Origin of the sequence: Blautia sp. 210820-DFI.6.14, assembly GCF_020558815.1 — a bacterium.
GTDB lineage: Bacteria > Bacillota > Clostridia > Lachnospirales > Lachnospiraceae > Blautia_A > Blautia_A obeum.
The window spans coordinates 51674-78673 of sequence record NZ_JAJCKS010000013.1 but is presented as its reverse complement, the minus strand read 5'-3'; the positions used below and the strand labels follow the sequence as shown (position 1 = coordinate 78673).

Here is a 27000-nt window from a genome sequence, read left to right as displayed (position 1 = left end):
ATGCAATCATGGAAAAAACTAAAATTGACATTATCTCCGGTTTCCTTGGAGCCGGTAAAACAACACTAATCAAGAAACTTCTGAAAGATGCCTTTCAGGGGGAACAGGTCGTACTGATTGAAAATGAATTTGGTGAGATCGGCATTGATGGAGGATTTCTGAAAGAAGCCGGAATCCAGATCCGTGAAATGAACTCAGGATGTATCTGCTGTTCACTGGTTGGTGATTTTGGTGCATCTTTGAAAGAAGTTATCAGCAAATATCACCCGGACAGAATTCTGATCGAGCCATCTGGTGTCGGCAAATTATCTGATGTCATTAAAGCAGTACAGGGCGTAGAGGAAGAAACAGGACTGGTTCTGAACAGTTACACTACTGTTGTTGATGCAAAGAAATGCAAAATGTATATGAGAAATTTCGGTGAATTTTTCAACAATCAGGTTGAATATGCCGGAGCGATCATCATGAGTCGTACAGATATTGTTGACGAAGCAAAAGCACAGGCATCACTGGAACTGCTTCGTGAGATTAACTCCAAAGCAGCGATCATCACAACACCGATCGAGAAACTGGAAGGTAAAAAACTTCTGGAGGTTATGGAGCATCCGGTATCTCTGGCAGATGAGCTGATGGAAGAAGAGGAGGTATGCCCGGAATGCGGACATGTGCATGAACATGGCGAACATCATCATGACCATGATCATGAAGAACATGAGCATCATCATCACGATCATGATGAAGAATGCGGATGCGGACATGACCACGCTCATGAAGAACATGAACATCATCATCACGACCATGATGAAGAATGCGGATGCGGACATGACCACGCTCATGAAGAACATGAGCATCATCATCACGACCATGATCATGAATGCGGATGTGGACACGACCATCATGACCATCACCATCATCATGCAGATGAAGTATTTACAAGTTGGGGTCGTGAGACAATTAAGAAATATACAAAAGAAAATCTTGAGAAGATGCTGGAAGCTCTTTCTGCATCTGATGAATATGGAATCATTCTCCGTGCAAAAGGAATGCTTCCGGCAGAAGATGGAACATGGATTTATTTTGATATGGTTCCGGAAGAAACAGAAATCCGTGAAGGCGCACCGGAATATACAGGTCGTCTCTGCGTGATCGGATCTAAACTGAATGAGGACAAACTGGCTGAGCTTTTTGGCCTGTAATCATAGAGGAGAATACAGACAATGGATGAGATCAAAGTACCGATTTATTTAATGACCGGTTTCCTGGAAAGTGGCAAGACTTCTTTCCTGAGTTTTACCATACAGCAGGATTATTTCCATACGGATGGAAAGACACTTCTGATCCTCTGTGAGGAAGGGGAGGAAGAATACGATCCGGCAATTCTTGAAGCCAATAATACTGTTGTGGAGGTAATTGAAAATGAGGAAGACTTTACAACAGACAGACTGGTTGCCATGGATATTCTTCATCAGCCGGAGCGTGTTATCATAGAATATAATGGCATGTGGCTGGTAAGCAATTTTGAAAAAACGCAGCTGCCGACAGGCTGGGGAGTAGAACAGCAGATTACCTGTGTAGATGGAAGTACTTTCCAGATGTATATGGCGAATATGAAATCCATTTTTATGGATATGATAAAAAATACAGATATGGTTATCTTCAACCGTTGCAAAAAGGAAGATCCACTTCCGACTTATCGACGTGGAATCAAGGTCGCAAATCAGAGAGCAGAAGTTATCTTTGAGGATGAAGAAGGCGAGCTGGGTGATATTTTCCAGGATGAAATGCCATTTGATATGAATGCGCCGGTTATCGAGATTCTTCCGGAAGATTATGGCATCTGGTTTGTGGATGCAATGGATCATCCGGAAAATTATGAAGGCAAAACAGTCAAGTTTAAAGCAAGAGTCATGAAACCTCGCGGAATGGGAAGTAAATTCTTTGTTCCGGGACGTACAGCCATGACTTGCTGTGCAGATGATACTACATTTCTTGGTTATGTATGTAAGAGCGCATATGCGCCGAAACTGACGCCGGGAGAATGGGTAGAAGTTACAGCCAAAGTCGGCATTGAGAAACGTAACGAATACCAGGGTGAAGAAGGTATCGTACTTGATGCGGAGCATGTAGAGCAGTGTGATCCACTGGAAGACGAAATGGTTTATTTTAATTAATACAGCGAGGAAATTCTGATGTATCTGATCGTAGGTTTGGGAAATCCCGGAAGGCAGTATGAAGCCACACGCCATAATATGGGATTTGATGTGATTGATAAGCTTGTGGAGGAATATAATGTTCCACAGTCTGGCGTGAAATTCAATGCCATGTACGGAAAGGGAAGAATCGAAGGACAACCTGTCATTCTGATGAAGCCGCTTTCTTATATGAATCTCAGTGGTGGTCCTGTCCGGGATATGGCAAACTACTTCAAAATCGATCCGGAGACAGAGATGATCGTTATTTATGACGATATTGATCTGGAACCGGGACAGCTTCGTATCCGTAAGAAAGGCAGTGCCGGTGGGCACAATGGAATCAAGCATATCATTCAGCAGCTTGGTACACAGACGTTTGTTCGTATCAAGGTTGGTGTCGGAGCCAAACCAAAAGGATGGGATCTGGCAGATCATGTACTTGGCAGATTCGGAAGCAATGAACGTAAGCTTGTGGAAGAGGCGCAGGAGAGAGCCTGCAAAGCTGTAGAGATGATCCTGGCTGACAGTGTGGATGCGGCCATGAACCAGTTCAACAAGAAAATGGAGAATGTATGAAGACATTTTTGCAGCCTCTGCAGAATCTTGCAGAGATGGAAGAAATACAAAAACAGGCAAAAAAGAATCGTGGAATTCTGGAGATCAGTGGTTGTATGGAGTCCCAGAAAGCTCATCTTATGTATGGGCTTTCCGGGCTTTTTCCATGTCATCTGGTAATTGCCGCAGATGAAAAATCTGCGAAAGAACTGTATGAAGATTATCGTTTTTATGATAAACGTGTTTATTACTATCCGGCAAAGGATCTTCTTTTTTTTCAGGCAGATATACATGGGAATCTGCTGATTCGTCAGCGAATGCAGGTGATTCGCGCTCTTCTGGAACGTGAGGATGAGATTACGGTCGTTACCAGTATTGATGGCTGTATGGACTATCTTGCACCTCTGGAAAAAATAGAAAAACAACTGATTCATTTTCGCAATGACAGCACCCTGGATATGGATAAACTGACAGCTGCGCTTGTCCATATGGGGTATGAACGCGTTGGACAGGTAGAGATGCCAGGACAGTTTTCCATCCGTGGAGGAATCATTGATATTTATTCTCTGACAGAAGAGAATCCCTGGCGTATTGAACTTTGGGGAGATGAAATTGATTCGATCCGCAGTTTTGATGCACAGAGCCAGCGTTCTCTTGAAAACCTGGATGATGTTACAATTTATCCTGCAGCAGAACAGCCAATGGAGAAAAATGGTGTCTCATTTCTCGATTATTTTAAAGAAACTGAAACTCTGTTTTTTTTGGATGAACTTAATCATCTGGAGGAAAATGCAAAAGCTGTGCAGGAGGAATTCCAGCAAAGTTGTGAGAATCGAAAGGAAAAGGGCGAGATCAGTCTTTCCGGTGACTGGATGTGTACATGGGAGGAATTGTGTCATAAGATAAATGACAGAAATTGTGTTGCCATGTCTTTGCTGGATCCGAAGAAATCTAACTGGAAAATTTCAGGTCAGTTTAATATCACAGTAAAATCTATGAGCTCTTATCAAAGCAGTTTTGAACTGTTGGTAAAGGATCTGAAACAGTACAAAAAAGAAGGATATCAGATCGTTTTGCTGTCCGGTTCCAGAACCCGTGCAGAACGTCTGGCAAAAGATCTTCAGGAAGAAGGTCTGAACGCATTCTACGGACAGGATTCTGATCGCATTCTGCAGCCGGGGGAGATCATGGTGGCGTATGGCCATGCACGGAGGGGATTTGAATATCCGCTGGTTAAATTTGCAGTCATCACAGAGACAGATATCTTTGGAAAAGAGCAGAAAAAGCGTAAAAAGAAAAAAGAATACAATGGAAAGAGAATCCAGGACTTTTCGGAACTTTCCATTGGAGACTATGTAGTGCATGAAAAGCATGGACTCGGCATTTACAAAGGTATTGAGAAAGTTGCAGTAGATAAAGTTGCAAAGGATTATATCAAAATCGAATATCGTAATGGAAGTAATCTGTATATTCTTGCAACACAGCTGGATGCACTGCAGAAATATTCTGGGGCAGAAACAGCAAAACCGCCGAAACTGAATCGGCTTGGTGGGCAGGAATGGAAAAAGACGAAATCCAGAGTCCGCGGTGCCGTGCAGAATATTGCAAGGGAACTTGTGGAGCTTTATGCAGTCCGCCAGGAAAAAGAAGGTTATGTCTGTGGACCAGATACCGTCTGGCAGCGAGAGTTTGAAGAGATGTTTCCGTATGAGGAAACAGAAGATCAGCTGGCTGCGATCGAAGATACTAAGAAAGATATGGAGAGCACCAAGATTATGGACCGTCTTGTGTGTGGGGATGTCGGATATGGCAAGACAGAGGTTGCGCTGCGAGCTGCGTTTAAAGCAGTTCAGGAAAGCCGCCAGGTTGTTTATCTTGTACCGACCACGATTCTTGCACAGCAGGTGTATAACACCTTTATTCAGCGAATGAAAGAGTTTCCGGTGAGAGTAGATCTTCTTTGCCGGTTCCGTACGGCTGCGCAGCAGAAAAAGACGATCGCAGATCTGAAAAAAGGTCAGGTGGATATCGTAGTCGGTACACACAGAGTACTTTCGAAGGATGTGGAATATAAAAATCTGGGACTTCTTATCATCGATGAAGAACAGCGTTTTGGTGTGGTTCATAAAGAAAAGATCAAACAGCTGAAAAAAGATATTGATGTACTGACGTTAACGGCAACACCGATTCCGCGAACACTCCATATGAGTATGATCGGTATCCGCGACATGAGTGTCCTGGAAGAGCCTCCGATGGATCGTGTTCCGATTCAGACATATGTTATGGAGTATGATGAGGAAACGGTAAGAGAGGCAATCAACCGTGAGCTTCGAAGAGGCGGTCAGGTTTATTATGTTTATAACCGCGTGAATGATATTGCAGATGTGACGGCAAGGATCGCGAAGCTTCTGCCGGATGCGAGAGTGGATTTTGCCCATGGACAGATGAGTGAGCGAGAGCTGGAAGCAGTCATGTATGCATTTATTAACGGAGATATAGATGTACTGGTTTCTACAACGATCATTGAGACCGGACTGGATATTTCCAATGTCAATACGATGATCATTCATGATTCTGACCGATATGGACTTTCACAGCTGTATCAGCTTCGTGGAAGAATCGGACGTTCAAATCGGACTGCTTATGCATTCCTTATGTATCGCAGGAATACGATGTTGAAAGAGACTGCAGAAAAAAGACTTTCTGCGATTCGAGAATATACAGATCTGGGAAGTGGATTCAAGATTGCAATGCGTGATCTGGAACTCAGAGGCGCCGGAAATCTTCTGGGAGCAGAACAGCATGGGCATATGAATGCAGTAGGGTATGACCTTTACTGCAAGATGCTCAGTGAGGCAGTCAAGGAGGCAAAGGGTATCCATACAATGGAAGATTTTGAGACAACGATCGATCTGAATATGGATGCATTTATACCGGATTCTTATATCAGCAATGAGTATCAGAAACTGGATATTTATAAGAGGATTGCCGGAATTGAGACACAGCAGGATTATGATGATATGCTGGAAGAATTGCTGGATCGCTTCGGTGAAATGCCAAAAGCAGTTCTGAATCTTCTTGTGATCGCCAGAATGAAAGCACAGGCACACCGATGTTATGTGGTGGAGATCAAACAGATCGCTGGGGATATGAAGATTACATTGTATGAACGGGCCAAACTGAATCCTGCAGGTATTCCTGTACTGATGCAGAAATATAGAAGAGGGCTGCAATTCAAGAATGAACAGGAACCCAAATTTATTTTCACTCCGGAGGGAGCTGGAAATACACTGACAGCTCTGACAGATTTTCTGACGGAACTGGAATCACTTGTAGAAGAATAAAATCCATATAGTCTGATTAAGAGGAGAATCTGTGAAATATCCGTGAAAAACGGCTATTTTTATGATTCTCCTTGCTCTTAAAGGCAAAAAAGTTTATACTCTTATTTATATGCTAGAATTGTAAAGCAATGGAGGAAGAGATGAAAACAATGACAAAGAGAACAGCTGTTGCAGCTCTTACAGGCGTAATGGCAGTGGGGATGCTCACAGGCTGTGGAGAAAAGAAATTAGATGGAACAAAAACAGTTGCAACAGTGGATGGAACAGAAATCCCGCTTGGAATCGTGAGTCTTTCTGTAAGAGAAGGACAGGCACAGACAGAAGCAATGTATAAGAGCTTTATGGGCGGACAGGATTATTCTATCTGGAGCATGGATGCAGAAGACGGAAAGACCTATGGAGAACAGGCAGTAGAACAGTCTCTGAAAGATGTAGAGCTGATGTACATCATGAAAGAAAAGGCTGCAGACTATAATGTAGAAGTTACAGATGATGATGAGCAGAAGATCGCAGATGCAGCAGCAGCATTTATGGCTGCCAACAGTGAAGAGACACTGCAGGAGCTTGCGGTAAGTGAAGATCAGGTCAAGACATATCTGGAGCTTCAGACTTATAAGAGCAGAATGCATGATCCGCTCATTGCAGATGTAGATAAAGATGTTTCTGATGAAGAAGCACAGCAGTCATCTTTTGATTATGTAAGCATCAGTACAGCAGATCTCAGCGATGATGAGATCAAACAGAAAAAAGAAGATGCACAGAAGATCTTGGATGATCTGAAAGCAGCTGGTTCCGATGGAGATCTGAATGAAATTGCAAAATCAGTGGATGATTCTTATTCTTCCGTAAGTGGTACTTTTGATGTGAATGAAGATGCGGCAAAAGAAGATTCTGATGAAGAGTCCGACAGCAGTTCTTCCAGCAGTGCATATCCGGATGAGGTTATGAAAGTTCTCAGAACTCTGAAAGACGGAGAAATCGGTCCGGACGTTATTGAGACAGATACTTCTTACTATGTAGTAAAACTTGATAAAGTAAATGATGAAGAAGCTACAGAGACTAAGAAACAGTCAATTATCTCGACAAGAGAGAATAAGCTTTATACAGACACAACAGAAAAATGGCTGGATGATGCAGACATCAATGTTGAGAAAAAGGTTCTCAAGACTCTGAAGGTTACGGATAATCACAAATTCTCAATCGCAACTGCAACACCTGAACCGACAGAAGAGGCTGCAGCAACAGAAACACCGGAGATTACAGAGGCAGCAGAAGAAACAGAGGCAACGGCTACTCCGGAAGCTACAGAGGAGACTGAGGCTACAACAACTCCGGAAGTTACAGAAGCAGCTTCCTATAATACAGATTCTTCTCTTGAAGTTACAGATGGAAACAAGGTCAATATTGATTATGTAGGAAAGATTGACGGAGTTGCATTTGATGGTGGAAGCACAGATGGTAAAGGAACAGATCTGGTAATCGGTTCCGGTACATATATTGATAATTTTGAAGAGCAGCTGATCGGTGCACATCCGGGAGATAAAGTAGAATAACTGTTGTATTCCCAGATGATTATCAGGCAGCAGATCTTGCTGGCAAAGAAGCAGTATTTGATGTTACTGTAAATGGAATTTATGAATAAATGACATGTAATAAGCCCTCGCATTTGCGGGGGCTTATTGTTTGGAAATCTTAGGATTCTGTACTTTCGCTGTTTCCACTGGAAACATGGATACCATTGATCTCTACATCACCTTCCATTGGAATAACAATGCATTTACGCCCATCGATCACCTGCGTTTCGATCAGCGCGGCACGATCAGGATCAATGTGAATTACAACATCCGGTGTTTTGATCTCAGTACGTCGTGTATTGGTAATATTGGCAGCCATAAGTGAAGCGTTTTCACCGGCAATTGTTTCATAGGTCTGATCAAAAGTTTCGAGTTTTTCATCTTCAACACCGCATTCTTCAAAGAGACGTTTCACTTCCGGTTTAGTCAGTACAGCAGGATCCGGGGAATCCTTCTGAGAATCTACCCATTCATTCAGTTTCTCATGGATATTCATGACAGTATCGTAGGCACAGTCCTCACCAAGGGTTTCTTCTACAAGTGCGTTGAAAGAATCGCGCTGGCCGCCGGCAGAAAGTGGAGTGGTACAGCCAAACATTTCATCTACGAAAGCACTTCTGAGTTGTTCGGCATTTTTAGTGTAATAAAGAAGACTGTGAATATCCGTGCTACGGTCATTAAATACCGGGAACAGGAATCCCAAATCTGGCATTTCTACGATCCAGTCACGGATACGGTCTTCGATGTTGTTGGTTTCTGCGTTGTAGCACAGGCCGGCTTTGGAAAGATTGACCGGACAGATGCTGCAGAGGATATGGTCATAGATTTCATCGGATGCATCGAACATCTCCTGACCATCGGAAGACTTTCCGGGAATATCGTAAACGGCATGAATGAGAATGATATAGTAATTCTCACCATAATCATAATTTTCGATGATCTTATCATAAAATTCCTCAAGTATAGCATTATCCTGAAGTTTACTGCCACGGAGTTTCATGAGAAATTCCTGGGTACCACCTTCTTTTTCCTGTTCAAGCGGAAAGTCCATGTTGATCAGATTTTTTCCAATTGTGCCGGATAAAGTCTTCTTGAAGATTTCAAAGTATTTAAACATTTCTTCTTCCGAAAGAGAAAGAAATGCTTCTTTCAGTTCTGTTTTTTTATTTTTCTCGCCATCCACATAACAGCCGCAGATTCTGGTGATCGCACAGTTGTTTGGAGAAAACTGTTTCTTAATTTCTGAGATTTCTTTTTTGTTCATTATGTAATGCTCCTGTTTACAGAATTTCTGTACGGAATGCTTCTGCGATTCCACTTAAATTGTAACGCTCTGCAAGGTCCTGAATTCCCATCATGATCTCCTCGCGGCTGAAATTACTGGCCTCCAGAAATTCATCGTCTTTGCCATTAAGGTGGTAGTAGAACAGAAGACCAATTTCAAGATTCTGACGGTCACCATCGCAGGTCATTTCGTATAACTGATTTTCTGCCTCGTCAATTTTACCATTGTCTGCCAGATCTGTAAGATTTGTAAGTATCTGTCTGGCATCTGTATCTTCAATCACATCAGGTGTCAGTTCGACTGCACTTACCTGGAACAGCATTTTCATGACTGCACGTACCATTTCGCGTATCTGACGCAGTATATAATCATCCTGAAGCATTTATATTCTCCCTTCCAAATTCATGATTCTGAACAATAGAGTACCACAAAAAAAGAGTTTCTTCCAGATAGAAATCTGCACTTTTTTGGTTATTGTTGTGAATATTAAACTTTACGCAATATGCGCAGAATGCTATAATAAAAACATTAAATAAGTTACGTTGTATATCGGCTGTAACGGGCAGCAGTGGCTGGCAGCGCAGGAAGGACATGAATGAATGACGAATGATACTGCAATGACAAAGCAGGAATCCGAGGTAATGATAGAGCAACTCAAAAAAGTATTTGAAGTGGTTCGGTTATTGGATGTGGATACACTGGAAATGGGAAATCTGAAAGGTGTAGAAGATGTGGATGGATTTCCTTGTAAATGCTATGATTTCTGGAAAAAAGGTACACGTTGTAAGAACTGTACATCCAGAGAAGCATTACAGAAAAAAGAAAAAGTACTGAAGCTAGAATATCTGAATTCCAATATCTACCAGGTAATTTCCAAATATATAGAAATAGACGGCAAACCGTATGTGATTGAACTGATCAATGCCATGAAGTCAGATGCGATCATGGATGATGATGGACGTACGGAACTGATCAAACAGCTTTCAGGCTATAATCGGGAATTATATACAGATGCGCTTACCGGAATCTACAACAGACGCTATTACGAAGAACGAATCAAAAATTCTGATATGACAGCAGGCATTGCAATGATCGATCTGGATGATTTTAAGATATACAACGATACATTTGGACACGATGCAGGTGACCTGGCACTGACGACAGTTGTAGGAATCGTAAAGGCGAATGTACGTCGTACTGATATGCTGATCCGAATGGGTGGTGATGAATTCCTGCTCGTGATGCCGGATATTACGGATCAGATTTTTGCAGATAAATTAAAGCAGATTCAGGAAAAAATTCATGATACGAAGGTTCCGGGATACTCACAGCTTCGTCTGTCGGTGAGTATCGGAGGTGTGCTTTCCGCTCCGGGAAGTACTGTGGAGAATGCAATCCATAAAGCAGATCAGTTCATGTATCAGGCCAAAACATGCAAGAATATGGTAGTGACTGAACATGATGAAGAAGTTCAGGACAAAGCAGAGGGCGGTGAAACATCCAAAACCTACAAATACAGAATTCTGATCGTTGATGATTCTGAGATGAACCGTGCAATTCTGTCAGAGATCCTCAGTGAAGAATATGATATCGTGGAAGCTGACAGTGGTGAGTCCTGCATCGATAAACTGAGACAGTACGAACGGGAAATTTCGCTGGTTCTTCTGGATATCGTCATGCCGGGAATGGATGGATTCGGAGTTCTTAATTATATGAATCGTCATCACTACCTTGAGGATATTCCGGTTATTATGATTTCCAGTGAGGATTCTACTGAAGTCGTCAGACGTGCATATGAAATGGGTGTTTCGGATTACATTAATCGACCGTTTGATGCAGGAGTTGTGCATCGAAGAGTCTATAATACGATCAAGCTTTATGCAAAGCAAAGACGCCTGATCACTCTGATCACGAATCAGGTTTATGAAAAAGAAAAGAACAACCGTATGATGGTTGAAATCTTAAGTCAGATCGTAGAATTTCGTAATGGTGAAAGTGGAAGCCATGTACTGAACATCAATATACTGACAGGAATGATTCTGGAGAGTCTTGTACAGAAAACAGATAAGTATAATATCACATGGTCAGAAAGACTGCTGATCACAACAGCGTCTGCATTACATGATATCGGCAAGATTGGCATTGATGATAAGATCCTGAACAAGCCGGGCAAACTGACTGATGAAGAATTTAAGATCATGCAGAATCATACGATCATAGGAGCCCGTATTCTTAAAAATATGGAAGGATATGAGGATGAGGAACTGATGATGGTTGCTTATCAGATCTGCAGATGGCATCATGAGAGATATGATGGCAGAGGATATCCGGACGGGCTTAAGGGAGATGAGATTCCGATTTCAGCGCAGGTAGTTTCTCTTGCAGATGTGTATGATGCACTTGTGGGCGAACGAGTTTATAAGAAAGCATATTCCCATGAGAAAGCGATTCAGATGATCCTGAATGGAGAATGCGGTGCATTTAATCCGATTTTGCTTGAATGTCTGATCGATATTCAGGACAGGATCAAACGCAAAGTAAAAGGCAGTACACAGGAAAACAACCCTCTGAAGAAGAAAGAGAAATCAGCAGAACTCAAAGAGTTTGAAAATGCAAAAGAAGATTTTATGGATTCTGTTTTCAAAAATATGGAAAAAGAATATACGGACCTTGGAAATCCGGAAAATGCCGATTTTTCCAAGGGGGGGGGCAAAGCCAAAATGCTGATGAATGATATGAGAAAAAAGTTTTTTGAATAGGAGATAAATGATATGACGGTCAGAGAATGTTATGAAGAATTAGGATCTGATTTTGATAAAGTACTGAGCAGACTGGTGAGTGAAGCGCTTGTAAAGAAATTTGTGCTTAAGTTTCTGGATGATCCGAGTTTTGGACAGTTGGAGACAGCACTGGCAGATAAAGATGCAGAGACAGCATTTCGTGCAGCACATACACTGAAAGGTATCTGCCTGAACCTTGGATTTGATAATCTTTTTGCACCAAGTCAGGAACTGACAGAAAAACTTCGTGGAGCGACCACGATAGAAGGTACGGATGAACTGTTTGCAGCAGTAGAAAAAGAATATGACAGAACATGTGAGGCACTTCGAAAGATTGCCTGACAGATTTGAAAGAAAGAATTTAAGATAAAATCCCCTGTACTTTGTTTTTGTAACAGAGTGCAGGGGATTTTTTTTCCACTTGTGGAGCAGTACGATGAAAACAATTGCAATTGCTTCAGGAAGTCCATGTGTACTGCTTGCAGGGACATCTTTCAGACAGTAGATGACAAGAAGTCCGATTGCCGCATACGGAAGTACGGTTCCGAGATATTTGATAAATTCCGGTGGATTTTTACCCTCCGGGAAAATAATGAATGGGATAAAACGCGTTGCCATTGTTCCAAGGACAACTGCCGCAATGGTGATGATAGCTTGTGTTGTTGTCATAGTCATTTTGCAGCCACCTCCGGTTTCTTACTGAATCTGCGCTCGGCTGTGAAGGCCACGATGATAAAGATCATGGACGGAACAATAAAATTGCTGCTTCCGAAGATCAGAAGACAGATGGCAGAACAAATCAATCCTACCAGAGCTGGAAGATGATCTTTGGATTCTTCCCATTGGTTCAGGAACATAACGACAAACAGTGCGGTCATGACAAATTCGATTCCGGTTGTATCAAAATGAATCACATATCCTAAGAGTGCACCCGCTGTAGCAGCGAATACCCAGTAAATCTGGTTTAACAGGTTGACAAAAAACATAAACCATCCACGGTCTACATCATCTGGCGGTGTTACTGTACAGTTGACAGTAAAAGATTCATCACACATGCCAAAGATCAGGTAGAACTTCTTCCAACCGGTATTTTTATATTTATCCAGCATAGAAAGGCCATAAAATAAATGTCTGGCATTGACCATCAGTGCCAGAAAGAAAGCTGCAACCGGACTGAATGCCGACAGTAGAAGATTTGCCGTTACGAATTCCATAGATCCCGCAAAGATAAACATACTCATAAAGAATGGATACCATACAGAAAAGCCCTTACTCTGCATCATAAATCCATAGGACATTCCCAGGAAAAGAAAGCCTATACCAATAGGAATCGTGTATGGAAACGCGGCTTTGAATGCTTTTTTCTTCATTTGTGAAAAACTCCTTGACTTTTAGAATGAATATGTATATATTTTATATATAAAATTTTTATATATAATTATTTTACATATCATTTATGGAGGTGATCGGATGTATTATCCCGTATCAGCATTACTTATAGAGTTTCTGATCCTGTCCGTAGTAGAATCACAGGATTCCTACGGATATGAGATCAGCCAGACCGTCAAGATCGTGGCTGATATCAAAGAATCCACTCTATATCCCATCCTGAAGAAACTCGAGAAAAACGGTTATCTCACAACCTATTCTCAGGAATTTCAGGGACGTAAACGTAAGTATTATTCTATCACCGATTCCGGTAAAGAACAACTGGTGTATCTCAATAAAGAATGGATTTCCTACAGAGATACAATTGACGGAATCATTGAAGGGAGGATCCGAAATTGACCAGAGAAGAATATATGACTAAATTGCAGAAATATCTTCGCAAACTTCCGAAGCAGGATTATGAAGACGCAATTGAGTATTTCAATGAATATTTCAGTGATACAGATGAGGAAGGTCAGCAGAGACTGATGGAGGAGCTTGGAACTCCGAAGGAAGCGGCTGCGGACCTGATGTATAACCTTCTGGATCGGAAGATTCAGGAACAGGATGAGAGTGGTGAAGAGAAAAAGAGTAAAAAAGGAATCACGCTGCTGGCTGTTTTAGCTATCATGTCAACACCTGTGACTGTTCCACTTTTTATCGCAATGCTTGCAGTGCTTCTGGCGGCAGCAATCTGTGTTGTCTGTGTGATCTTCAGTGACTTTATTGCAGCATTCAGTATTTTACTGGTGGGTGGCAAGCTGTTGCTCAGAGGACTTGTTTCCTTCCCGTATTCTTTATCGGGTGCACTGATGATCACAGGATGTGGTTTACTTGGAATTGGATGCGCAATCCTGCTGTATCTTCTTGGAATCTATCTCTGCAAATGGACTGGTATGCTTCTTGTTATGCTTGCACGGAAAATAGCTGGAAAGAGGGGTAAGAATCATGAAAAAAACAAATAAACGTTTGCTGGTTGCTGGTGGTATCCTCTGCGCAATAGGAGTCCTGTTTTTGGGAGTTGGTGTTGCATCCGGTGGTAAAAATTATGTAAAAACAGCGGATCTGAACAGAATCAGTGGAAACGCAATGATGGATTCCAGTGACAGCCATGTGATTTTAAGCAAGACAAAGATCAATTCATTTTCTTCTGTGAATGTTGATCTTCGAAATCTTGATCTGGATGTAAAAGAATCTGACGATGAAAACTTTTACATTGCATACAATATTGAGACAAATAAAGGAATGCTGCCTCTTTCCTATCAGGTACAGGATGATACTCTGAATCTTGTAGAGAAAAAGGGAAATGAGTCATATTCATATATTCATATCGATATCAATTTCCTTCAGGAAATGCTCGGTCAGAGCCATGTGATCGAAAATTCAAATAAAGTAACTGTTTATATTCCGAAGGAAAACGACATGAGTAGTTTTTCCTGCAAGATGGGATATGGTGACTTAGATATTGAATCATTGAATGCCAAACAGGCAGTGATTCAGAATGACGATGGCGATGTTAAAATTGTGAGAGGTAGATTTAAGAATCTTGAGTTGAAAGATGATCTCGGTGATCTGAAGATTAAAGATGTTATATTTGCCAATAGTCAGATTGAAATGGCTGATGGTGATATACAAGCCGAGAATGTTACATTTACCGGTAAGAATGAGATTCGCAGCAGCCTTGGTGATATTACACTCAGTATTCCGGAAAAAACACTTGCAGATCTTTCTGTAGAGGCAGAAGCAAGTGAGATCAATATTCCGGAGAAACTTGGCAAAGTCATGACGGATGAAGACGATGAACAGAGCGTTGATTCTGGAAATAAGGCACAGAATTCCCTCGAAATTAAGAGTGAGGATGGGGATATAACGATCAAAGCTGCGAAATAATTATGTACAAATTGTTATTGAAAAAAGAGAACTTGTAGCATATAATATGAGCCGCTGCATTCGCAGCGGCTCATTTTATCTTTATCTACAGTACTTTATTCAGAAAATCGATAGTTCGAGGTTCTTTTGGATTCAGAAGTACTTCCTGTGGAGTACCTTCTTCTACGATGTAACCACCGTCCATGAAAAGAACACGATCAGCAACTTCTCGTGCAAATCCCATTTCATGAGTTACAATAACCATTGTCATGCCATCAGCAGCAAGCTGCTTCATAACCTGCAGAACTTCACCGACCATTTCCGGGTCGAGGGCACTGGTAGGTTCATCAAAGAGCATGATATCAGGTGTCATACAGAGTGCACGCGCAATTGCTACACGCTGCTTCTGACCACCCGAAAGCTGTTCCGGATAAGCTTCTGCTTTATCATCCATGCCGACCTTCTTCAGCATGTGGATGGCGCGTTCCTTAGCTTCCTCCTTGGTTGCTTTTTTCAGCTCAACGGGTGCAAGCATAAGATTCTGTGTGACATTCATATGTGGAAAAAGGTTAAAATGCTGGAAAACCATACCTACATTTTCGCGTACTTTGTTGATATCAACATGTTTATCTGTAAGATTTTTGCCGTCTACGATAACTTCACCGTCTGTGATTTCTTCCAGTTTGTTCATACAACGGAGAAAAGTAGACTTTCCGCTTCCGGAAGGTCCGATGATAACGACCACTTCGCCTTCGTGAATGTCGGTGGAGATATCTTTTAATACTTCCAGGGTACCGAAGCTTTTCTTTAAATGTGATACGTGAATTTTGACATTCTCTTTATTTACGGCCACGGTTCAGTCTCCTTTCTACGATTTTTGCTACTTTTGATAAGATCGTGATTACGATCAGATACATAACTGCGACAATACCCCATGTCTGGAAGGACATAAAGGAATTGGCAACAACGTTTTTGGCAGTATTGACCAGTTCCGGGAAACCGATAACAGAAAGAATAGAGGTATCTTTCAGTGTGATGATGAACTGGTTGATGATACTTGGAATCATGGTGCGGATTGCCTGTGGAAGTACAACACGGATCATGGCACGCGAATATGGAAGACCAAGACTTCTCGCTGCTTCCATCTGTCCGGAATCAACAGACAGGATACCTGCACGGATGATCTCTGCCATATAAGCACCACAGTTAAGGGCGAGGCAGACAGTACCGGCCTGGAGTGCTGTAAGTGTGAAATTAAATCCCATCATATTGTTCAGGCAGTACGGAACACCGAAATAAATAAAATATGCCAGAACGATCATTGGGACACCGCGGATTACGTCAACAAAAATAGAGGATATGATCCTGCATGCTTTGTTTTTCAGTACACTTAAGAGCCCAAAAAACATACCCAGTATACAGGCAAAGAACAGACCACACAGTGCAAGTAGTAAGGTCTGTCCCATAGCAAGAAGCAGCAGGTTTCCATATCTGGTTATAATCTGGATCATGGAAATCTCCTTTCAAAAACAAAGCTGCCACAAAATGCAGCAGCCCTGTAATTCGTGTAGTGTTTTATCTCAGTCAGAGTTTTGAATGTAATCTGGTTAGAACTGAGTCTTAAAATTATTCAGCAGCTTCTTCATCAGCAGCAGGGGTTTCTGTTGCATCAGCCTCTGCTTCTTCAGTTGGAACGGCATCTTCACCAAGGTATTGGGCGATGATCTTGTTATATTCGCCGCTGTCTTTGATGTCTTTCAGACCAGCGTTGAACATATCGAGAAGTTCCTGGTTGTCAGCGTCGAAAATAGCGAATCCGTAAGGAGATCCTTCATTTGCAGTGTCTTCCAGGATCTGGAGTGCAAGGTCCCCATCTTTGATAGAGGATGCCATGATCGGTGTATCTTCGAAGCATGCAACTACCTGTCCGCCGAGAACAGCCTGATACATTGTCGGTGAATCTTCATAATAGGTGATGTTGAATCCGTATTCATCTTTCAGGCTTTCTGCATAGGTAGCACCCTGAGTACCAGTCTTAACACCAACAGTCTTGCCTTTCAGGTCATCGAATCCTTTGATATCGGAATCTTTCTGTACAGTCATAGACTGTGTAGCATTATAATATCCGTCAGAGAACAGCCAGCCGCTGTCTTTTCTTTCATCTGTAATAGAAGCACCGGCAATCATACCGTCAGCCTGTCCAGCCTGGCAAGCTGCGATGGAAGCGTCCCATCCAAGGCTCTTCAGTTCATATTCAAATCCCTGGTCTTTCGCGATAGCATCAAGTACATCTACATCAATTCCTACGAAGTTGCCATCATCATCAGTATATTCAAATGGTTTGAAGACGGTATCGGTAGCGATAACCCATTTTTTATCAGATGCAGAATCAGCATCAGAAGCTGCAAATACAGGAACAGTAAGACTTCCTACAAGTAATCCCATAGTTAATAAATAACACATCTTTTTCATGATTAAAGCACTCCTTTTTTGTTTAATATCGAAAAAAGGCGCAGTTTCCAAAAAAACTGACGCCTTCGCCGCTTTTTTCAATTTTATCATTGTAAAAATACACTGTCAATGGAAAAATTTAACTTTTTACCATATTAAAGGAATTGTCCTATAGAAAGTAGAAACGCTAATTGTTGAAAAATCTGGCAATGTATGTAAAATAGTGAATAGCATGAAAGAAAATATCGTTTCAGAGGGAAATATAAAAGGAGTAACGTGATGGAAAAAATAAAGATTGCTGCCATACAGATGCCGACAGTAGCAGATAAAATGGAAAATGTAAGAACTGTTAAAGCTTATCTCGAAAAAATAAAGGATGAAAAGCCGGATTTTGTGATTCTTCCAGAAATGTTCTGTTGTCCATATCAGACAGAGAATTTTCCGATTTATGCGGAAGAAGAAGGTGGCCCGATATGGCAGCAGTTATCTGCATACGCAAAACAGTATGGAGTTTATCTGATTGGGGGCTCCATGCCGGAGAAAGATGCAGAAGGAAATGTTTACAATACATGCTATGTTTTTGACCGTGAAGGAAAACAGATCGGGAAACATAGAAAAGTACATTTATTTGACATTGATGTCAAAGGTGGTCAGACATTCAAAGAATCCGATACGTTAACAGCAGGTGATAGTGATACGGTATTTGATACGGAATTTGGTAAAATGGGAGTTATGCTCTGTTTTGATATTCGTTTTCCAGAATTATCGCGTATGATGGTAAATGATGGTGCGAGAATTGTTTTTGTTCCGGCTGCATTCAACATGACAACGGGACCGGCACACTGGGAATTGTCTTTCAGAACTCGGGCACTGGATAATCAGATTTATATGGTTGGTTGTGCTCCGGCACGTGATGTATCGGCAGGTTATATTTCCTGGGGACATTCTATTGTCACAGATCCGTGGGGTAGAGTGACAGGCATGCTGGATGAAAACGAAGGAATTCTTCTGGCTGAGTTGGATATGGACTATGAAGAGCAGGTAAGAGAAGAACTCCCATTATTAAAGAGCAGACGTAAGGATATATATCAGTTAGCGAAGAATCTCATCAATAGTGGAAACAGTACTGAAAGTTCCCCTGTTCTTTGAATTTTTTGTTCAATAGTCATCATCTCCTGAGTTGTTTTATTTTGTAATAGACATTAACAGACAGGAGAAGAGATGTCCATTGACCTGAAGGAGAAAAAGAGAAGAAAATTTCTTCATTTGTTGACATATTTTTTAACGAGTGATACAATACAGTTCTTTGATGAAACAAAATGTAACATGAATGAATCGAAATGCAACGGGGTGTAACAAACAGATTATGAACAAGAAAGAAAATCATTCTGCGAAAAGTGAGATAGAGCAGGCATTTCTGCGGCTTATGACACAAAAATCCTACATGGACATTACAGTAACAGATATTGTGCAGGAAGCAAACGTTGCAAGAGTTTCTTTTTACAGAAATTTTGCATCGATTTCGGAAGTACTGGACAGTATTGCAGACGCAACAGCGGAGAAGCTGAATATAGAGTTTCTTCCATTATTAGATACATCTGATGAACGAAAACTGCGGGAATATCTGTTCAATTATTTTTATCAGATATCGTTGAATTATAAAGAAATGTGGGCGATTCGCGGGTTGAATATGGATCTTTTTACGAAAAGACTCGGGGAGAAAATTCATGAAAAGAGAAAAGCAGTCGAATCCGCAGATTCTGATATATCAGAAAAATATGGATGGGTTGTAAAACTCTGTGTACTGGACGGTGTTTCGAGACGCTGGATCATGGACGAAATGAAAGAAACACCGGAAGAAATCATTGATTATGTGATGCCAATCATTAAAACATTATAAAAACAGAATACAAAGGAAGAAGTTATTATGAAGAAAACAGGAATCATGACAGACAGTCATAGCGGGATTTTAAACGAAGAGGCCGAAAGACTTGGAATCAAAGTGCTTCCAATGCCATTTTATATCGAAGAAAAGGTATATCGTGAAGGCGTAGATTTATCCAGAGAAGAATTTTATGATATGCTGCGCAAGGGAACGGATGTATCTACATCGCAGCCGTCACTGGTAGATGTTGCGGAGATGTGGAAAGAAATGTTGAAAGAATATGAAGAAATCGTATATATTCCGCTCAGCAGTGCATTAAGCGGTTCCTGTATGGCAGCAATGGCAATGGCAAATGAAGATGAATTTGCCGGAAAAGTCTTTGTAGTTGACAATGGTCGTGTAGCGACTCCGATGCACCGTTCGGTTCTTGATGCAGTAGAAATGACAGAAAAAGGTTACAGTGCAGCTGAAATCAAGAAAATCCTCGAGGAAACCAGAGAAAAGATGACGATTTACATTGGACTCAGCACCCTGGAATATCTGAAAAAAGGTGGAAGAGTCAGCTCAGTGACAGCCCTGGCAGCAGATGTCCTGAATATTAAACCAGTCATGCATTTCAGTACAGGAACACTTGATACTTATCAGAAATGCCGTGGTATGAAGAAAGCACGCAAGGTCATGATCGATGCGATGAAACATGAACTGGAAACTAATTTCCGTGAAGAATACGAGGCAGGAAATGTATATCTGATGGCGGCTTCCAGCAGCACTGATGAAGTAACGGCAGAATGGATGGCTCAGATTAAAGAAAGCTTTCCGGGAATGGATGTTATGTGTGATAAACTTTCCTTTGGTCTGTCCTGTCATATCGGTCCGGATGGGCTGGGAATCGGCTGTACCTGCAAACCTGTAGAATAAACGAAACATATGGAAAAATCGTTGTGAAAAGTTGCAGTAAATATTTAATACATTAATGCGGTGCAAATTTACAGCGATTTTTTATTGATTGCTGTCATCTTAAAACCATGATATTATCAAAGAAGCTGAAATTATTTATGAAGGTTTGAGCAAAATATATGGATGGGGGAAAGGGTAATTTTATGGAGCAACATCATCATGAAAGAAGTACGTTTTCCGGGAAACTGGGATTTGTATTGTCGGCTGCCGGAGCATCGGTTGGCCTGGGAAATATCTGGAGGTTTCCATATCTGGCAGCCAAGTATGGCGGAGGAATTTTTCTGCTAATCTATATTATTCTGGCAATGACATTTGGATATTCCATGATCGTAGCAGAGACAGCACTTGGACGAATGACAAAGAAGAGTCCGGTAGGTGCATTTGGAAAATTCGGAAAATCAAAATGGCTTTCTTTTGGGGGCTGGATCAATGCGATCATCCCGATTCTGATCGTGCCGTATTATTCCGTTATCGGCGGATGGGTAATCAAATATCTGGTTGAATATGTAAAAGGAAATACTCAGAATCTGGCAACGGATGGTTATTTCTCAGAATTTATTTCAAATGGAGTATCCACAGAGATCTGCTTCCTGGTATTTGCATTATTTACAGTAGGGATCATCTATGCAGGTGTTCGAAATGGCGTAGAGCGTGTGTCTAAATTTATGATGCCGGTTCTGGTATTTTTATCAATCGTGATCACGGTTTATTCAGTGACAAGACCTGGAGCTCTGGAGGGCGTTAAGTACTTTCTGATTCCAAATCCGAAGAATTTTTCATGGATGACAGTAGTAGCTGCAATGGGACAGATGTTCTATTCACTTTCTATTGCAATGGGTATTCTGGTGACATTTGGTTCCTACATGAAGAAAGACGTGTCTATTGAAAGTTCAACAACTAATGTAGAGATCTTTGATACTGCAATTGCAATTATGGCAGGCTTGATGATCATCCCGGCAGTATTTGCATTTTCTGGCGGAGATCCAAATACTCTGCAGGCTGGTCCGGCGCTGATGTTCATCACGATCCCGAAGGTCTTTGCAAGTATGGGACTTGGAACACCGATTGGTATTCTGTTTTTTGTATTGGTGCTCTGTGCGGCACTGACAAGCTCCATTGCCCTGACAGAAAGTGCAGTATCTACCTTCCAGGATGAACTGAAATGGTGCAGACAGAAATCCACACTGGTTGTTGGTGCGATCATGATCGTCCTTGGCAGCCTGTCATCCCTTGGCTATGGACCACTGGCATGTGTGAAGATCATCGGAATGCAGTTCCTTGATTTCTTTGACTTCCTGACTAACTCCGTGATGATGCCGATCGCAGCAATTGCTACATGTCTTCTGATCTCCAGAGTGATCGGACTGAAGAAGATAGAAGACGAAGTTGTTCTCGGTGAAGGAACCTTTAAAAGAAAGAAAATCTTCAATTTTATGATCAAATATCTTTGCCCAATCTTTGCAGCGATCATTCTGCTCAGCTCTGTGGCAAACGCATTTGGATGGATTTCCATGTAATAAAGAAATAATAAAACCGCGGTATTCTGTATATAAAAAATACAGGAAGCTGCGGTTTTTATGTGCTAAAAAAGTGCACAGGTCTGGCATCGAATCAGACTTTAGGCTGATAGTGCATATCAGATACATTATAAACTGTGATGAAGGCGAGAGGATCCTCATGGTTGATGAAATTCATTAGCTTCTGATATTCTGTTTTATCTACGATCGTGATGATCTCGTTTCGTTTCTGCATATTATAGGCCCCGTATGCTTCATAAACAGTAGCACCGCTGTGCAGTTCATGAATGATGAAGTTACGAAGTTCTTCTTCTTTTTTGGTAATGATACATACACGCCGTTTGATATTGTGGTCAAAAATAAAATGATCCAGTACGATACCATTGAAGTATGTACCAAGAATACTTAAAACAACAGTTTTCTTGTCATAGACCAGAGCAGCGGAAAGTGCAACACACATACCGGAAAGGGACATGGCCTTTCCAAGTTCCATATGCAGGTATTTATTCATGATCTTTGCGACAATATCCAGTCCACCGGAAGAGGCATTCCGGTTAAAGAGAATGCTCAGACCTACACTGACGACCAGAATATAGCAGAGAACATCCAGTTCCTGACTGTTGGTCATAGATTCGAAATTCGGGAAGATTTTTTCAAATAAACCAAGAAAAACAGGAAGCATGATACTGGTATATACGGTTTTTACACCAAATTCCCGACCGCAGGTAAGAAAGCCGATAATCAGAAGTATGACATTCAGAATCATCGTGATCGCAGACAGCGGAAGTGGGATGAAGTTGGACAGTACGATTCCAAGACCGGAGATACTGCTGACAGAGGTATGGCTTGGTACCAGGAAAAAATATACCGCAGCAGCAATGATCGCGACAGCAACGGTCAGTATGACTGTTTCCATAAAGATTTTTGCGTAATTCAGTTGTGTTTTCATAAAAGAAAATCCTTTTTCATTTTTAAAGTGTTATTTAATTCTGAGCTTCCGGATTTGGAAGATTTACCATGAGCGGTGCGTGTTCAAGTTCAGGAATGATCTTGTTTTTGAGGTCTTCAGTCGTGAATTTGAGACTTGAAGTATTGATACAAGGATGACATCCGAAGTAAGGATTTTTCATGACATCTTCATCAATCAGCAGCTGTACTTTCTTATCATGATCGTTCATCAGTCCCATCACACTGACAGATCCCGGAGTGATGTCCAAATATTTTTCCATATATTCCGGTTTAGCGAAGGACAGGCGGGCAGAGTTGATCTGTGCTGACAGATCCTTGGTCTTAAATGGCTTGTCACCTGGCATCAGAAGAAGGTAAAAGTTTGTCTCCTGCCGGTTGCAGAGAAAAAGATTTTTACATATAGTAGTGTCATCGCCCAGAATACGGTCAACTTCTTCGCAGGCTTCCATAGTCATAGTTGCTTCATGGTCTACACGCTGGTAAGTTATGCCAAGTTTATCCAACAGATCATAGACACGAATTTCTTTATCAAGTCTTCCTGATGTGGTTTCAGGTCTTCCATTCTGTAATTCCATTTTTGTGACTCCTTTTTTATTTCATATCTGTGAGTGTACCCCTTTTATATGGAGATTGTCAATGAGATGTGGCTTTGTGATCATTAAAAAAAGTCTTTGCAAACCACATAAAATGCAGACAATCCAGCCGAATAACTTCAGTGCTCTTACAAAAGATTTCAAAGTGGTGCTGCCAGAAGAATTCCTTTATGAAAAAGAATAAATAGAGGTTGGTTGCAATATTCTCTCCTTATGCTATAATGATTCAAAATTGAACTATTCAAAAAAGAATTAAATAAAGGAGAGAAAAAACATGCAGATTTTATGGACGGTGATCGTCACATTTTTTGCAGGAATGGGAGCAGGGCTTGGAACGGGCTTTGCAGGTATGAGTGCTGCAGCTGTGATCAGTCCCATGCTCATCACATTTCTTGGGATGGATCCTTATATGGCGGTAGGTATTGCTTTGTCATCGGATGTACTGGCAAGTGCGGTATCCGCGTATGTATATGGAAAGAATAAGAATCTGGATATTAAGAACGGTGTGATCATGATGATCAGTGTACTGACCTTTACCGTAGTTGGAAGTTACGTATCGAGTCTTGTACCGTCAGCCACGATGGGGAACTTTTCAGTATTCATGACCTTCCTTCTTGGAATCAAATTTATTGTAAGACCGGTCATGACAACGAAAGAGAGCATGCAGAATGTATCAGCAAAGAAACGTGTAATTCAGTCAATCGTGTGTGGAGTTCTGATTGGATTTATCTGTGGATTTATCGGAGCCGGTGGTGGAATGATGATGTTGCTGATTTTGACATCTGTGCTTGGATATGAGCTGAAAACAGCTGTAGGAACCAGTGTGTTTATCATGGCTTTCACGGCATTTACCGGAGCGGCATCTCATTTTGCGATCGGTGGAATGCCAGATGTGACCGTATGGATTCTCTGTATCGTATTTACCTTTATCTGGGCAAGGATTGCTGCTGTATTTGCAAATAAGGCATCAACGAAAACGCTCAACCGCGCGACTGGCATCATACTGGTCGTACTTGGAATTGTAGTGATGTTATTTTCTTTATTGTCATAAAAAATTACTTTATAAAGTAAAAGTATCAGTAGAACGCAAAAGGAGAAGCCATTTTCAGGCTTCTCCTTTTAGTATGTTGTCAAGATTCTGATCCATAATATTCAGAATCTCGAGAAATTTCTGTCGCGTTTCGTTATCAAGGCCGGTCAGGATCCGGTCAATAAAATCCTGCTGAAGCTGTCGGCCCTTTGCAATGATTGGTTGAGCTTTTTCTGTACAGAGCAGTTCGGTCTTACGGCGGTCACTTTCGATCGCATGACGTTCCAGATATCCGTCACAGACAAGCTTGTCTACATTGACGGAAACTAGGTTTGCCTTTAATTTACGGACTTCGACAATATCCCGTGCAGTGCAGAATTCGGGATTATTTGCCAGAAACATAAGAATGTCGAATGCCGTCTGCGGCAATTTCAGTTCCTGACAAAGCGATTTACAGGTTCTGTTATATGCAAGAGAAGTTTTTCTTGCGAATTCAATGTTTATATCCATAAAAAATCCTCGATTATAGAAAGTATAAATATGATAGTTCAAATTGCAATTAATGGTGAATTTATGGGCAGCATGAGTGCGATCGTGCTGCCTTTTTTGCTGCTCGCCAGAACTTTTACCTGGCCGCCATGTTGTCTGGCAATCTCGGCTACCAGGGCAAGGCCAAGGCCGGCGCCGCCCATGGCACGGCTTCTGGATTTGTCCACGCGGAAAAATGGATCAAAAATTTTTTCCTGAAATTCAGGAGAGATACCAATTCCGGTGTCTGTTACTTCAACTAAAGCATAGTCTGCTGGTTTGGAATGCGCAGCAGGCAGATCTTTTTTCTGAGATATTTTTACCGTTACTTTTCCACCAGAATGATTGTATTTGATGGCATTTTCCACAAGATTATAAACAGCACGGTAGAGAAGAAGATAGCTTCCGGTAACGGTGCAGTCACCCTCTTCCTGGATCAGTTCCACTTTTTTCTGGTCAGCAATGGAGGCAAGATCGCAGCAAACTTCATCGGTGAGTTCTGCCAGTGAAATAGAATCAGAGCGTTCAACGGATTGTATCCCGGTCATATCGAGAAGGACCTCAGATAGATGAGAAAGTCGTTCGGTCTGATTCTGGATCATTCCAAAGATGTCCTGATATTCTTCTATTGTCGGAGTTTTCTTGCGTGCAAAAACTTCGAGGTTTGTCTGCATGACAGCAAGCGGAGTTCTCAGCTCATGAGCGGCACTGGCAGAAAATTGCTTCTGTGCCGTAAACGCATCATCCAGTCGGGAAAGCATCTTATTAAAAGAGCCTGTAAGACGAGAAATCTCATCGTTTGTATCTGGAACTTCAAGAGACTCAGAAAGATTCTGGGCCTCTATTTTATTGACTTCGTTACTGAGTTTTCGCAGAGGCAGCAGTGCACGGCGGCTGATAAAATATGTACCGACACTGCTCAGGAGAATAATGATTGCAGTTGCAATGATACTTCTGGTGTGGAAAAGGTCTTTGGTTTCCTGTACCTGATCGGAAAGACCTGCAAACAGAGTGTTTGGATTAATGTTAAAGGTGATTGGCGTGGAATCAGTTTCATTGATCTTTACGACATAATCACCCAGATTTTCGATTCCGGTAACAGCGGAGTTACTAATAAAAAAATACATCAGGACACAGGTGACAGTCATCAGGAGCGTGATGATCAGTGTCAGCCTCCACTGCAGAGAGAGTTTTTTCAGAGGATTTTTTGTTGTATGTTCTTTTTTCATTTCAGATCCTCCATGAGAATGTAACCCTGTCCAACCTTGTTCTGTATCGGATCGTTTCCCAGAGCTGCGCGCAGCTTCTTGCGAAGGGAAGAAATGTGGACACGGATGGAATTACTGAAGCTGTTTACACTGCCGTCCCAGATATGTTCAATCAGTTCTTCCGGGCTGATGATACGATTCTGGTGGAGCATAAAATACTCCAGCAGAGCACTTTCCTTTCGGGTGAGAGAGAGTTCTTCACTATCAATGTGTGCTTTTCTGGTGCGGGTGTCAAAGCTGATGTGGCCGCACTTCAGGCAGACATTCTCCTGAATAAATCTGCGCCTGGTCAGGCTGCGGATACGCGCTTCTAGTTCCTCAAAATGAAATGGTTTTGTCAGATAATCGTTTGCTCCAAGGTCAAGTCCTTCTACTTTATCCTCAATCTGGCCACGGGCTGAGAGAATCAGAACTGGTGTGGAAGAATTTGTCTCACGGAACTGCCGCAGGATATCCAATCCGTCAATGCCAGGAAGGTTCAGATCCAGAAGAATCAGATCGTAGTTTTCAGTCGTACATAATTCCAGCCCTTCGTCTCCGTCTAGGCAGGTATCGGTTTCATATCCATCCATACGCAGCCCCTCTGCGATCGAACGGCAGAGCTGCTCTTCGTCTTCTATTATTAATATGTGCATATTCGTTCTCCTTTGGGGACGGTGTTTGTGGCTTTTTTAGTGTCCCCCTTTACTTTCCTATATACTATCACATCAGATATAAAATTCGTGTAAAAAAATAAATCGAAAGAATTTTGATTTTCGTGTTTTCTTAACACAAA

Annotated in this window: 27 protein-coding genes and 1 pseudogene; 16 read left to right on the top strand and 12 right to left on the bottom strand. The window is 41.6% G+C overall.

All coding sequences use genetic code 11. The features are described from left to right. Positions 1-8 precede the first annotated feature (8 nt). From LI112_RS10915 to LI112_RS10895, 5 genes are all read left to right on the top strand, one after another. On the top strand, positions 9-1196 hold the full coding sequence (locus LI112_RS10915; protein WP_117628044.1) for a CobW family GTP-binding protein: 1188 nt from the start codon (positions 9-11) through the stop codon (positions 1194-1196). Between the two features lie 21 nt (positions 1197-1217). Then, positions 1218-2171 (top strand): GTP-binding protein, encoded by a 954-nt coding sequence (locus LI112_RS10910; RefSeq protein WP_005426265.1) that lies wholly within the window; start codon positions 1218-1220, stop codon positions 2169-2171. 18 nt (positions 2172-2189) lie between these two features. Then, on the top strand, positions 2190-2768 hold the full coding sequence (gene pth, locus LI112_RS10905; RefSeq protein ID WP_005426267.1) for an aminoacyl-tRNA hydrolase: 579 nt from the start codon (positions 2190-2192) through the stop codon (positions 2766-2768). Then, positions 2765-6091, top strand: coding sequence for a transcription-repair coupling factor (gene mfd / locus LI112_RS10900; protein WP_117639175.1), 3327 nt, complete (start codon positions 2765-2767; stop codon positions 6089-6091). The genes pth and mfd overlap by 4 nt, the downstream gene beginning before the upstream one ends. Positions 6092-6231: 140 nt before the next feature. Next, positions 6232-7644, top strand: a complete 1413-nt coding sequence (locus LI112_RS10895) for an FKBP-type peptidyl-prolyl cis-trans isomerase (protein WP_227190699.1) — start codon at positions 6232-6234, stop codon at positions 7642-7644. Positions 7645-7783: 139 nt separating this feature from the next. On the opposite strand, the gene LI112_RS10890 is transcribed toward LI112_RS10895, so the two are convergent. Together LI112_RS10890 and LI112_RS10885 are read right to left on the bottom strand one after the other, a co-directional pair. After that, a complete protein-coding gene (locus tag LI112_RS10890) occupies positions 7784-8929 on the bottom strand; it encodes a DUF4317 domain-containing protein (protein ID WP_227190698.1) in 1146 nt (381 codons plus the stop codon). A 16-nt stretch (positions 8930-8945) separates the two neighbouring features. Then, a complete protein-coding gene (locus tag LI112_RS10885; RefSeq protein WP_022387911.1) occupies positions 8946-9332 on the bottom strand; it encodes a DUF6483 family protein in 387 nt (128 codons plus the stop codon). Between the two features lie 217 nt (positions 9333-9549). On the opposite strand from LI112_RS10885, the gene LI112_RS10880 reads away from it, so the two are divergent. Next, on the top strand, positions 9550-11709 hold the full coding sequence (locus tag LI112_RS10880) for a diguanylate cyclase (RefSeq protein WP_227190697.1): 2160 nt from the start codon (positions 9550-9552) through the stop codon (positions 11707-11709). Positions 11710-11721: 12 nt separating this feature from the next. Further along, positions 11722-12072: an Hpt domain-containing protein gene (locus LI112_RS10875; protein ID WP_227190696.1), complete on the top strand. Its 351-nt coding sequence runs from the start codon at positions 11722-11724 to the stop codon at positions 12070-12072. A gap of 51 nt (positions 12073-12123) precedes the next feature. On the opposite strand, the pseudogene LI112_RS18525 reads toward LI112_RS10875, so the two are convergent. Together LI112_RS18525 and LI112_RS10865 are read right to left on the bottom strand one after the other, a co-directional pair. Next, positions 12124-12399 (bottom strand): annotated as a pseudogene (locus LI112_RS18525) (branched-chain amino acid transporter permease); the annotation flags it as partial. Positions 12400-12401: 2 nt separating this feature from the next. Further along, on the bottom strand, positions 12402-13100 hold the full coding sequence (locus LI112_RS10865; RefSeq protein ID WP_044925879.1) for an AzlC family ABC transporter permease: 699 nt from the start codon (positions 13098-13100) through the stop codon (positions 12402-12404). Between the two features lie 100 nt (positions 13101-13200). Here LI112_RS10865 and LI112_RS10860 point away from each other — a divergent pair, with 100 nt between their 5' ends. The 3 genes from LI112_RS10860 to LI112_RS10850 are packed head-to-tail and all read left to right on the top strand — an operon-like array spanning position 13201 to position 15048. Next, on the top strand, positions 13201-13518 hold the full coding sequence (locus LI112_RS10860) for a PadR family transcriptional regulator (RefSeq protein ID WP_005426283.1): 318 nt from the start codon (positions 13201-13203) through the stop codon (positions 13516-13518). Further along, entirely contained in the window at positions 13515-14123 is a 609-nt protein-coding gene (locus LI112_RS10855) for a DUF1700 domain-containing protein (RefSeq protein WP_022387908.1), read from the top strand. Before LI112_RS10860 ends, LI112_RS10855 begins: the two co-directional genes overlap by 4 nt. Continuing rightward, positions 14107-15048 carry a DUF4097 family beta strand repeat-containing protein gene (locus tag LI112_RS10850; protein WP_005426286.1) on the top strand — a complete coding sequence of 314 codons (942 nt, stop codon included), beginning with the start codon at positions 14107-14109 and terminating at the stop codon, positions 15046-15048. The genes LI112_RS10855 and LI112_RS10850 overlap by 17 nt, the downstream gene beginning before the upstream one ends. An 85-nt stretch (positions 15049-15133) precedes the next feature. On the opposite strand, the gene LI112_RS10845 is transcribed toward LI112_RS10850, so the two are convergent. The 3 genes from LI112_RS10845 to LI112_RS10835 all read right to left on the bottom strand — a co-directional run bounded on the left by LI112_RS10845 (position 15134) and on the right by LI112_RS10835 (position 17499). Next, the gene (locus tag LI112_RS10845; protein ID WP_044925881.1) at positions 15134-15880 is read right to left on the bottom strand and encodes an amino acid ABC transporter ATP-binding protein; all 747 of its coding nucleotides are present in this window, start codon (positions 15878-15880) and stop codon (positions 15134-15136) included. Then, positions 15867-16544: an amino acid ABC transporter permease gene (locus LI112_RS10840; protein ID WP_334290510.1), complete on the bottom strand. Its 678-nt coding sequence runs from the start codon at positions 16542-16544 to the stop codon at positions 15867-15869. Before LI112_RS10840 ends, LI112_RS10845 begins: the two co-directional genes overlap by 14 nt. A gap of 109 nt (positions 16545-16653) precedes the next feature. Continuing rightward, the gene (locus tag LI112_RS10835; protein WP_227190695.1) at positions 16654-17499 is read right to left on the bottom strand and encodes a transporter substrate-binding domain-containing protein; all 846 of its coding nucleotides are present in this window, start codon (positions 17497-17499) and stop codon (positions 16654-16656) included. A 258-nt stretch (positions 17500-17757) separates the two neighbouring features. Here LI112_RS10835 and LI112_RS10830 point away from each other — a divergent pair, with 258 nt between their 5' ends. The 4 genes from LI112_RS10830 to LI112_RS10815 all read left to right on the top strand — a co-directional run bounded on the left by LI112_RS10830 (position 17758) and on the right by LI112_RS10815 (position 21837). Then, on the top strand, positions 17758-18627 hold the full coding sequence (locus tag LI112_RS10830; protein ID WP_117739504.1) for a carbon-nitrogen hydrolase family protein: 870 nt from the start codon (positions 17758-17760) through the stop codon (positions 18625-18627). A gap of 181 nt (positions 18628-18808) precedes the next feature. Next, positions 18809-19378, top strand: coding sequence for a TetR/AcrR family transcriptional regulator (locus tag LI112_RS10825; RefSeq protein ID WP_005426300.1), 570 nt, complete (start codon positions 18809-18811; stop codon positions 19376-19378). Positions 19379-19405: 27 nt separating this feature from the next. Beyond that, entirely contained in the window at positions 19406-20281 is an 876-nt protein-coding gene (locus tag LI112_RS10820) for a DegV family protein (protein WP_118236153.1), read from the top strand. A 182-nt stretch (positions 20282-20463) separates the two neighbouring features. Next, positions 20464-21837, top strand: a complete 1374-nt coding sequence (locus LI112_RS10815; protein ID WP_129795879.1) for a sodium-dependent transporter — start codon at positions 20464-20466, stop codon at positions 21835-21837. Between the two features lie 94 nt (positions 21838-21931). Here LI112_RS10815 and LI112_RS10810 read toward each other — a convergent pair whose 3' ends face one another. Both LI112_RS10810 and LI112_RS10805 read right to left on the bottom strand, forming a co-directional pair. After that, entirely contained in the window at positions 21932-22786 is an 855-nt protein-coding gene (locus tag LI112_RS10810; protein ID WP_118393282.1) for a YitT family protein, read from the bottom strand. Positions 22787-22820: 34 nt separating this feature from the next. Beyond that, positions 22821-23381 (bottom strand): prolyl-tRNA synthetase associated domain-containing protein, encoded by a 561-nt coding sequence (locus LI112_RS10805; RefSeq protein WP_022387900.1) that lies wholly within the window; start codon positions 23379-23381, stop codon positions 22821-22823. Positions 23382-23442: 61 nt separating this feature from the next. On the opposite strand from LI112_RS10805, the gene LI112_RS10800 reads away from it, so the two are divergent. Together LI112_RS10800 and LI112_RS10795 are read left to right on the top strand one after the other, a co-directional pair. Then, positions 23443-23583: a hypothetical protein gene (locus LI112_RS10800; protein ID WP_227190694.1), complete on the top strand. Its 141-nt coding sequence runs from the start codon at positions 23443-23445 to the stop codon at positions 23581-23583. A gap of 90 nt (positions 23584-23673) precedes the next feature. Beyond that, positions 23674-24450, top strand: coding sequence for a sulfite exporter TauE/SafE family protein (locus tag LI112_RS10795; protein WP_005426316.1), 777 nt, complete (start codon positions 23674-23676; stop codon positions 24448-24450). A gap of 54 nt (positions 24451-24504) precedes the next feature. Here the strand turns inward: LI112_RS10795 and LI112_RS10790 are convergent, their stop codons facing one another. From LI112_RS10790 to LI112_RS10780, 3 genes are read right to left on the bottom strand one after another with little or no spacing between them, the layout of a single operon-like run. After that, positions 24505-24939, bottom strand: a complete 435-nt coding sequence (locus tag LI112_RS10790) for a MarR family winged helix-turn-helix transcriptional regulator (protein WP_118393284.1) — start codon at positions 24937-24939, stop codon at positions 24505-24507. Positions 24940-24977: 38 nt separating this feature from the next. Next, entirely contained in the window at positions 24978-26186 is a 1209-nt protein-coding gene (locus LI112_RS10785) for a cell wall metabolism sensor histidine kinase WalK (RefSeq protein ID WP_227190693.1), read from the bottom strand. Beyond that, positions 26183-26860, bottom strand: coding sequence for a response regulator transcription factor (locus LI112_RS10780; protein ID WP_005426319.1), 678 nt, complete (start codon positions 26858-26860; stop codon positions 26183-26185). The genes LI112_RS10785 and LI112_RS10780 overlap by 4 nt, the downstream gene beginning before the upstream one ends. Positions 26861-27000 lie beyond the last annotated feature (140 nt).